This is a genomic window from Streptomyces sudanensis (genome assembly GCF_023614315.1).
Taxonomy (GTDB): Bacteria; Actinomycetota; Actinomycetes; order Streptomycetales; family Streptomycetaceae; genus Streptomyces; species Streptomyces sudanensis.
Genome location: NZ_CP095474.1, coordinates 1086658 through 1094427, shown reverse-complemented (window position 1 = coordinate 1094427; position 7770 = coordinate 1086658). Strand labels below are relative to the sequence as shown.

The window sequence follows — 7770 nt, the reverse complement described above, 5'->3', positions numbered from 1 at the left end:
TTGTTTGTTTNGNTCNGAGATGTGTATANGNGGTGGGAGGGATCGTGGGGGAGCACCCGCACGTCGCCGCGCTGGCGCGCATCATGCCGTCGGACCACGGGGCGGACGAACGGATCGACTGGGCGGCCGCCGAGGAGCGGTGGGGCGTCCGGTTCCCCGCCGACTACCGGGACTTCATGGCCCGCTACGGCGGCGGGTCCATCAACGGCGAGGCCACGGTGCTGCTCCCGCTGCCGCAGGAGGGCCCGCGGTGGCCGCCCGCCGACCTCGCCGAGGAGACCGCGAACGTCCGGTACGCCTGGCGCACGGAGGGCGGACGCGACGCGCTGGACGTCGACCCGGAGCACCTCCTCGCCTGGGGCGTCACGGCCGGTCCGGACATCCTGTGCTGGCTCACCTCCGACCCGGACCCCGACCGCTGGCCGGTCGTCGTGCGCGGGCGGCACACCTCGCCGGCGTTCGCCGTCCACCCCTGCGGGATGGCGGAGTTCCTGTACCGGCTGCTGGCCGACGAGTACGACGACCCGCCGGTCAGCCTGGTGTTCTGGGACGGCACCCCGGTCCGCTTCGTGCACTGGCGCGAGGAGCAGCGCCGCTTCCTGGCCGGCCTCGACCGGGTCACCGGCGACCCCGACCCGTACGCCCAGCCCCGACCGGACCGGCCGGGCGACGCCTGATCCGCGGGGGTGCCCCGGCCCGCGGGGGCGCCCCGGCCGCCCGGTGGTGCGGGCGGCCCNNGCGNNNGCGGGGCCCGCCGCCCGGTGGTGCGGGCGGGCCGCCCTCCCGCGCCGGCGCCGCCCGCCGCCTTCGCGAGCCGCCTGCCCGCGCCCACGCCGCCGTTCGCGTCCGCCGCGTCCGCCGCGTCCGCCGCTCCCTGCCGCTCCCCCCGGGNAGGCGGCCCGTTCGCGCCGCCGGGCGCCCGCGGCGCGAAAGGGGCGCCCGGCGGGCCGGACGTGAGCCGGGCGACAGGGCCGGCAGCCGGGGAACCGGGAGCGCACCTGAGACACTGGGCGCGATGAGTACGACACCGCAGCCCCGCGCCACCCCCGAACTCCTCGACACCCGCGCCCGCGCCGAGATCGACCTCGCCGCGCTCCGCGCGAACGTCCGCGCGCTGCGGGCCCGGGTCGCGCCGAGCGGTGCCCGGGTCATGGCGGTCGTGAAGGCCGACGGGTACGGGCACGGCGCCGTGCCGTGCGCCCGCGCCGCGCTCGACGCGGGCGCCGCCTGGCTCGGCACGGCCACGCCGCAGGAGGCGCTCGCGCTGCGCGCCGCGGGGATCGACGCCCCGCTGCTGTGCTGGCTGTGGACGCCCGGCGGGCCGTTCCGCGCCGCCGTCGAGGCGGGCGTGGACATCACCGTCAGCGGGCTGTGGGCGCTCGACGAGGTCGTCGGGGCGGCGCGCGCCGCCGGCCGGCCCGCCCGGATCCAGCTCAAGGCCGACACGGGCCTCGGCCGCAACGGCTGCCTGTCCGGCGACTGGCCCCGCCTCGTCGGCGAGGCCCTGAGGGCGCAGGCCGACGGCCGCGTCCGGGTCACCGGGGTGTGGTCCCACTTCGCCTGCGCCGACGAGCCCGGCCACCCCTCGATCGGCGCCCAGCTGACGCGCTTCCACGACATGCTGGAGTACGCGGAGAAGGCCGGCGTCGAACCCGAGGTGCGGCACATGGCCAACTCGCCCGCCACCCTCACCCTCCCCGAGACCCACTTCGACCTGGTCCGCGCGGGCGTTGCGATGTACGGCATCTCGCCCAGCCCCGAGCTGGGCACCCCCGCCGACTTCGGGCTGCGGCCCGTGATGCGGCTGAGCGCCGACGTGGCGTGCGTGAAGCAGGCGCCGGCGGGCCTGGGCGTCAGCTACGGCCACCACCACGTCACCGACCGCGAGACCACCCTCGCCCTCGTCCCGCTCGGCTACGCCGACGGGGTGCCCCGCCACGCCTCCGGCCGCGGCCCGGTGCTGCTGGGCGGCGCGGTGCGGACGGTGGCCGGCCGGGTCGCGATGGACCAGTTCGTGCTGGACCTGGGCGACGACACGGTGGAGCCGGGCGCCCGCGCGGTGCTGTTCGGGCCGGGCGACGACGGCGAGCCCACGGCCGAGGACTGGGCGCGGGCGGCCGGGACCATCGCGTACGAGATCGTCACGCGCGTCGGCGCGCGCGTGCCGCGTGTCCACCTGGACGCCCGGGGGTAATGGGGGAGCCGTGACGGAGTCGGATACGGGCAGGGGAGCGGTCGCCGCGGCCTCGGCGGCCGGCGCGGCCCTCGTGGAGGCGGGCGGCCGGGCGGCGGCCGCGAGCTGGCGGCNNCGNTTGAGACTGGCGGGCGCGGCCCTCGGCGTGGTCGCGGCGGGCGCGGCCGCGGGCGTCGCCCTGGAGCGGCTCGTCGTGGGCCGGGGCGTCCGCCGCGAGGCCCGCCTCGCCCTGGACGCCTCCGCGCCGTACGGCACCCTGCGCGGCACCCCGGGCACGGCCGTGGCCGACGACGGCACGGTCCTCCACTACGAGGTCGAGGACCCCGGCGGGCCCGGCCGCGCGGACGCCCCCGGCGCCGCCCGCCCCACCGTCGTCTTCAGCCACGGCTACTGCCTCAGCCAGGACTCCTGGCACTTCCAGCGCGCCGCCCTGCGGGGCGTGGCCCGCGCCGTGTACTGGGACCAGCGCAGCCACGGGAACTCCCGGCGGGGTCCCGGGCCCGTCTCCATGGACCGCCTCGGGCGCGACCTGAGGGCCGTGGTCGACGCGGCAGCGCCGGAGGGACCCCTGGTGCTGGTCGGGCACTCGATGGGCGGGATGACCGTCATGGCGCTGCTGGAGCAGTACCCGGAGCTCGTCCGGGACCGGGTCGCCGGCGTCGCGTTCGTCGGTACGTCCCCGGGGCGGCTGACGGAACTCACCTACGGTCTGCCCGCGATCCCCGCCCAGGCCGTGCAGCGGGCGCTCCCCGGCGTCCTGCGGGCGCTCGGGGCCCGCGCCGAGCTGGTCGAGCGGGGGCGCCGGGCCACGGCCGACCTGTTCGCCGGGCTGGTCAGGCGGTACAGCTTCGCGTCGCGGGAGGTGGACCCGGTCCTCGTCCGGTTCGCGGAGCGGATGATCGAGGCGACGCCGATCGACGTGGTCGCGGAGTTCTACCCGGCGCTCGCCGAGCACGACAAGACCGAGGCGCTGGCGGCCCTTGCCGGCGCGGACGTCCCGGTCCTGGCGCTGGCCGGCGAGAAGGACATGGTCACGCCCCGGTCGCACACCGAGGCCATCGCCGCGCTCGTGCCGGGCGCGGAGCTCGTCGTCGTACCGGACGCCGGGCACCTGGTGATGCTGGAGCACCCGCGGGCGGTCACCGCGCGGCTCCTGGAACTGCTGGTCCGGGCCGGCGCGCTCGCCCCGGGCGCGGCGGGGGCGGCCGTCGGCAGCGGTTAGGTTGGCGGACATGGAAGCAGCGCACACCGACACGGCGGGAGCGGCCGGGCACCCCGCCGCCACCGCCCGCCTCACCGTCCACTCGCCCGAGGAGATGCAGGAGCTCGGCCGCGCCCTGGCCGGGCTGCTGCGCCCCGGCGACCTCGTGATGCTCACCGGCGAGCTGGGCGCCGGGAAGACGACCCTGACGCGCGGCCTCGGCGAGGGCCTCGGCGTGCGCGGCGCGGTCACCTCCCCGACGTTCGTCATCGCCCGCGTCCACCCCTCCCTGACCGGCGGCCCCGCGCTGGTGCACGTCGACGCGTACCGGCTGGGCGGCGGGCTCGACGAGATGGAGGACCTGGACCTGGACGTCTCGCTGCCCGACTCGGTGGTCGTGGTCGAGTGGGGCGAGGGCAAGGTCGAGGGGCTGACCGACGACCGGCTGCACGTGGTGATCGACCGGGCCGTCGGCTCCACGGACGACGACCGGCGCGAGGTGGTGCTGACCGGCGTGGGAGCGCGCTGGGAGGGCGTGGACCTCGTTCCGCGCTGACCGGATCCGCCCGGGCGCCGGGAGGCTCCCGTACTTTCCGACAAGACGTCGGCATGTTGTTGCGCCGCACCTCCGGGGCGTGGTCACATGGAGGCCAGTGGCAGGTGAGGTGTGCCTGACCTCCCGTCCCACCAGCGGAGCCAGGAGGCAACCATGCCGCAGCAGCCGGAACGGCGGCAGCCGTCGAAGGTGTCCATGCGCGACCTGCTGGCGTCCTGCGCCGCCGCGAGCGCCGTGTCCACCCCGCCCCGCCCGGCACCCGCCGGGGAACCGGCGCCCGCCGGAGGACCGGCCCCCGTCGGCGGCGCGCCCGCCGGCACCGTCCGGCCGGAGGCGCAGGGAGCACCCCGGGCCGCGTGACCGCGCCCGGCCGGCAGGCGCCCTCCGGGGCCCGCCCGTCAGGGGACGACGACGACCTTCACGTTGACGGTGGCGAACGCCCACAGCGCGCTGCCGTCCGCCCGCGCCATCCGCACCCCGCCCGTCCGGCGGACCGGGTCCGGGGCGGCCGTGGAGCCGTCGACGGCCGCGCTGAAGCCGACCGTGACCCCCTGCGCCGTCGCGAACCGCACCACGTGCTCGACCTGCACCCCGTCCGACCCGCGGGCCGTGATCGACCGGGACGTCACGGCGTAGGTGCCGGGCGCCGGACTGACCGCGCTCGGCGTCACCGGGAACGTACGGACGACCTCGCCGCTCTCGTCGACCAGCCAGACCCGCCGGTCCGCCAGCGCGTACACGACCCGCTCGCCCGAACCGGAGCCGGGCGGCGGGGTCGGGGCGGCGTCCGCGGGCTTCCCCGCGGAGCCCGGCGAGGAGGGGGCGGCCGGCGCGGACGGCGAGGCGGAACCGGTGGTCCTCGCCCCGGACCGGAGGTCGGCGGGGGCGGTGGCCGACGCCTGGTAGGCGAGGAAGCCGACCGCCGCGAGCGCCGCCGCCGTGAGCCCGGCCACGAATCCCGAGCTGCTCCTTGCCACGCTGCTCCACCTCTCATACGACGTATCGATGTGACCGTAGCACCAGGGTCCGGCCGGTACCGGGGCGCCGTGCCCGCCCCGCGGGCGCCGTAGGCTGTTCGCGTGCTGCTGCTCGCCATGGATACCGCCACACCCGCCGTCACCGTCGCCCTCCACGACGGGCGCTCCGTCGTCGCGCAGTCGAGCGAGGTCGATCCGAGGCGGCACGGGGAGCTGCTGCTGCCCGCCGTCCACCGCGTCCTCGCCGAGGCGGGCCTGGGGCCCGGCGCCCTCACGGGCGTCGTCGTGGGCGTCGGCCCCGGCCCGTACACGGGGCTGCGGGTCGGCCTGGTCACGGCGGCCACCTTCGCCTCCGCGCTCGGCGTCCCCGTCCACGGGCTGTGCACCCTCGACGGGCTCGCGTACGCCTCCGGCATCGACGGGCCGTTCGTCGTGGCGACCGACGCGCGGCGCAAGGAGGTCTACTGGGCGCGGTACGACGACCGCCGCACCCGGGCGACCGAGCCGTCGGTCGACCGGCCCGCCGACATCGCGGAGCGGGTCGCGGGCCTCCCGGCGGTCGGCGCCGGGGCGCGGCTGTACGGCGAGGTCTTCGCGGACGCCCGCGACCCCGAGCACCAGTCGGCCGCCGCGCTCGCCGAGCTGGCCGTCGAACGGCTCGCGGCCGGCGAGGAGCTGCCGGAGCCGCGGCCGATGTACCTGCGCCGCCCCGACGCCCAGGTGCCGAAGAACTACAAGGTGGTCACGCCCCGGTGACCGGGCCCGTGCTGCGCGGGATGCGCTGGTGGGACATCGCGCCGGTGCTGGACCTCGAACGGGAGCTGTTCCCGGAGGACGCCTGGTCGGAGGGGATGTTCTGGTCCGAGCTGGCCCATGCGCGCGGTCCGCGCTCGACCCGGCGGTACGTCGTCGCCGAGGAGCCCGCGGACGGCGGCGCGAGGGCCGGGCGGATCGTCGGGTACGCGGGGCTCGCGGCGGCCGGCGGGCTCGGCGACGTCCAGACCATCGCCGTCGCCCGCGGCCACTGGGGCACCGGGCTCGGCGCCCGCCTGCTGGCCGAACTCCTCCACCACGCCACCGCCTTCGAGTGCGAGGAGGTGCTCCTGGAGGTGCGGGTGGACAACACCCGGGCCCAGCGGCTGTACGAGCGCTTCGGCTTCGAGCCGATCGGCTTCCGCCGCGGCTACTACCAGCCGGGGAACGTCGACGCGCTCGTGATGCGGCTGGCCCTCCAGGACGCGGCCGGCGCACCCGAGGCGCCCGGGACCGACCGGACCACCGGAACCACCGAGACCACCCAGACCACTGAGAGCGCTGAGAACCATGGCTGACGAACCCCTCGTCCTCGGTATCGAGACCTCCTGCGACGAGACCGGCGTCGGCGTCGTCCGCGGCACCACCCTGCTCGCGAACGCCGTCGCGTCGAGCGTGGACGAGCACGCCCGGTTCGGCGGCGTCGTCCCCGAGATCGCCTCCCGGGCCCACCTGGAGGCCATGGTCCCCACCGTCGAGCGCGCCCTGAAGGAGGCCGGGGTCTGTGCGCGCGACCTCGACGGCGTCGCGGTCACCGCCGGCCCCGGCCTCGCGGGCGCGCTGCTCGTCGGCGTCTCCGCGGCGAAGGCCTACGCCTACGCCCTGGGCAAGCCGCTGTACGGGGTGAACCACCTGGCGTCGCACATCTGCGTCGACCAGCTGGAGCACGGACCGCTGCCCGAGCCGACGATGGCGCTGCTGGTCAGCGGCGGCCACTCGTCGCTGCTGCTCGCCCCCGACATCACCTCCGACGTCCGCCCCATGGGCGCCACCATCGACGACGCGGCGGGCGAGGCCTTCGACAAGATCGCCCGCGTGCTGGACCTGGGCTTCCCCGGCGGCCCGGTGATCGACCGGCTGGCCCGGGAGGGCGACCCGGCCGCCATCGCGTTCCCGCGCGGGCTGACCGGGCCGCGCGACCCGGCGTACGACTTCTCCTTCTCCGGCCTCAAGACCGCCGTCGCCCGCTGGGTCGAGGCGAAGCGGAGCGCCGGCGAGGAGGTGCCCGTACGGGACGTGGCCGCGTCGTTCCAGGAGGCGGTCGTCGACGTGCTGACCCGCAAGGCCGTCCGCGCCTGCAAGGACCAGGGCGTCGACCACCTGATGATCGGCGGGGGCGTCGCCGCCAACTCCCGCCTGCGCGCCCTGGCGGAGGAGCGCTGCTCCCGCGCGGGCATCCGGCTGCGGGTGCCGCGCCCCGGCCTGTGCACCGACAACGGCGCGATGGTCGCCGCGCTCGGCGCCGAGATGGTCGCCCGCAACCGGCCCGCCTCCGACCTGGGGCTGTCCGCCGACTCGTCGCTTCCGGTCACCGACCCGCACGTACCGGGCGGCCACGGCCACGACCACCTGCACGAGACCGGCGGGGAGAACCTGTACCCGTGACGCTCACCCTCATGTGGGAGGCCCGCGCGGTCCCCGGCCGGGGCGCCGACCTCCTGGAGTGGGCCCGCGCCCGCCGCCTGCCCGCCGTCCCGCTGCGGCGCGAGACGTTCACGGCGGCGCAGGACCGGGTCCTGGTCCTGACCTGGTGGGACGCCCCGGAGGACGCCGAGGTCCCGGAGCTTCCGGAGCCCCCGGCCGATCTGCTCACCCGCCCGGTCCACCGCTGGCGCTTCGTCTCGCACGGCGTCGCCGACGGGCCGGGCGGGGAGTCCTAGCCGCGTTCCCGCGACCGGCCGGCCGGCGAGCGGAGCAGCCGGCCCGCGCGCCCGCCACCCGCCCGCGCGCCCGGCCCGCTCCCCGCGGCGGGGGGCCGCCGGCCGGCGGCTAGCCTCTCCCCGTGCCCTCCAGTCGCCATCCCCNGCNG

The 7770-nt window shown here is 77.4% G+C and carries 10 protein-coding genes; 9 read left to right on the top strand and 1 reads right to left on the bottom strand.

Going from position 1 to position 7770, the window contains the following annotated elements; translation table 11 throughout:
• The first annotated feature begins 83 nt into the window (after positions 1-83).
• From MW084_RS04890 to MW084_RS04870, 5 genes are all read left to right on the top strand, one after another.
• A complete protein-coding gene (locus MW084_RS04890; protein ID WP_050986875.1) occupies positions 84-677 on the top strand; it encodes an SMI1/KNR4 family protein in 594 nt (197 codons plus the stop codon).
• 338 nt (positions 678-1015) lie between these two features.
• A complete protein-coding gene (gene alr, locus MW084_RS04885) occupies positions 1016-2194 on the top strand; it encodes an alanine racemase (RefSeq protein WP_010476782.1) in 1179 nt (392 codons plus the stop codon).
• 115 nt (positions 2195-2309) lie between these two features.
• Positions 2310-3416, top strand: a 1107-nt coding sequence (locus MW084_RS04880) for an alpha/beta fold hydrolase (protein WP_275563488.1), incomplete at its 5' end; no start/stop codon positions are given.
• 10 nt (positions 3417-3426) lie between these two features.
• Positions 3427-3951: a tRNA (adenosine(37)-N6)-threonylcarbamoyltransferase complex ATPase subunit type 1 TsaE gene (gene tsaE / locus MW084_RS04875; RefSeq protein WP_010471823.1), complete on the top strand. Its 525-nt coding sequence runs from the start codon at positions 3427-3429 to the stop codon at positions 3949-3951.
• A 153-nt stretch (positions 3952-4104) separates the two neighbouring features.
• Positions 4105-4311 (top strand): hypothetical protein, encoded by a 207-nt coding sequence (locus MW084_RS04870; RefSeq protein WP_010471824.1) that lies wholly within the window; start codon positions 4105-4107, stop codon positions 4309-4311.
• Between the two features lie 38 nt (positions 4312-4349).
• Here the strand turns inward: MW084_RS04870 and MW084_RS04865 are convergent, their stop codons facing one another.
• Positions 4350-4904 carry a hypothetical protein gene (locus tag MW084_RS04865; RefSeq protein ID WP_010471825.1) on the bottom strand — a complete coding sequence of 185 codons (555 nt, stop codon included), beginning with the start codon at positions 4902-4904 and terminating at the stop codon, positions 4350-4352.
• A 126-nt stretch (positions 4905-5030) separates the two neighbouring features.
• Between MW084_RS04865 and tsaB the strand changes: the two genes are divergently transcribed.
• Genes tsaB through MW084_RS04845 form a run of 4 tightly spaced genes read left to right on the top strand, consistent with a single transcriptional unit; the run spans position 5031 to position 7621 of the window.
• Positions 5031-5684: a tRNA (adenosine(37)-N6)-threonylcarbamoyltransferase complex dimerization subunit type 1 TsaB gene (tsaB, locus tag MW084_RS04860; RefSeq protein ID WP_010471826.1), complete on the top strand. Its 654-nt coding sequence runs from the start codon at positions 5031-5033 to the stop codon at positions 5682-5684.
• A gap of 20 nt (positions 5685-5704) precedes the next feature.
• Positions 5705-6259: a ribosomal protein S18-alanine N-acetyltransferase gene (gene rimI, locus MW084_RS04855; protein ID WP_078571809.1), complete on the top strand. Its 555-nt coding sequence runs from the start codon at positions 5705-5707 to the stop codon at positions 6257-6259.
• A complete protein-coding gene (gene tsaD / locus MW084_RS04850) occupies positions 6252-7346 on the top strand; it encodes a tRNA (adenosine(37)-N6)-threonylcarbamoyltransferase complex transferase subunit TsaD (protein ID WP_010471828.1) in 1095 nt (364 codons plus the stop codon). The genes rimI and tsaD overlap by 8 nt, the downstream gene beginning before the upstream one ends.
• Positions 7343-7621: a hypothetical protein gene (locus tag MW084_RS04845; protein WP_010471830.1), complete on the top strand. Its 279-nt coding sequence runs from the start codon at positions 7343-7345 to the stop codon at positions 7619-7621. The genes tsaD and MW084_RS04845 overlap by 4 nt, the downstream gene beginning before the upstream one ends.
• Positions 7622-7770 lie beyond the last annotated feature (149 nt).

Excerpts from the sequence above, each read along its gene's own strand:
- MW084_RS04870 (WP_010471824.1), top strand. The coding sequence starts at position 4,105 with ATGCCGCAGCAGCCGGAACGGCGGCAGCCGTCGAAGGTGTCCATGCGC.
- MW084_RS04890 (WP_050986875.1), top strand. The coding sequence starts at position 84 with ATGCCGTCGGACCACGGGGCGGACGAACGGATCGACTGGGCGGCCGCC.
- alr (WP_010476782.1), top strand. The coding sequence starts at position 1,016 with ATGAGTACGACACCGCAGCCCCGCGCCACCCCCGAACTCCTCGACACC.
- rimI (WP_078571809.1), top strand. The coding sequence starts at position 5,705 with ATGCGCTGGTGGGACATCGCGCCGGTGCTGGACCTCGAACGGGAGCTG.
- tsaD (WP_010471828.1), top strand. The coding sequence starts at position 6,252 with ATGGCTGACGAACCCCTCGTCCTCGGTATCGAGACCTCCTGCGACGAG.
- tsaE (WP_010471823.1), top strand. The coding sequence starts at position 3,427 with ATGGAAGCAGCGCACACCGACACGGCGGGAGCGGCCGGGCACCCCGCC.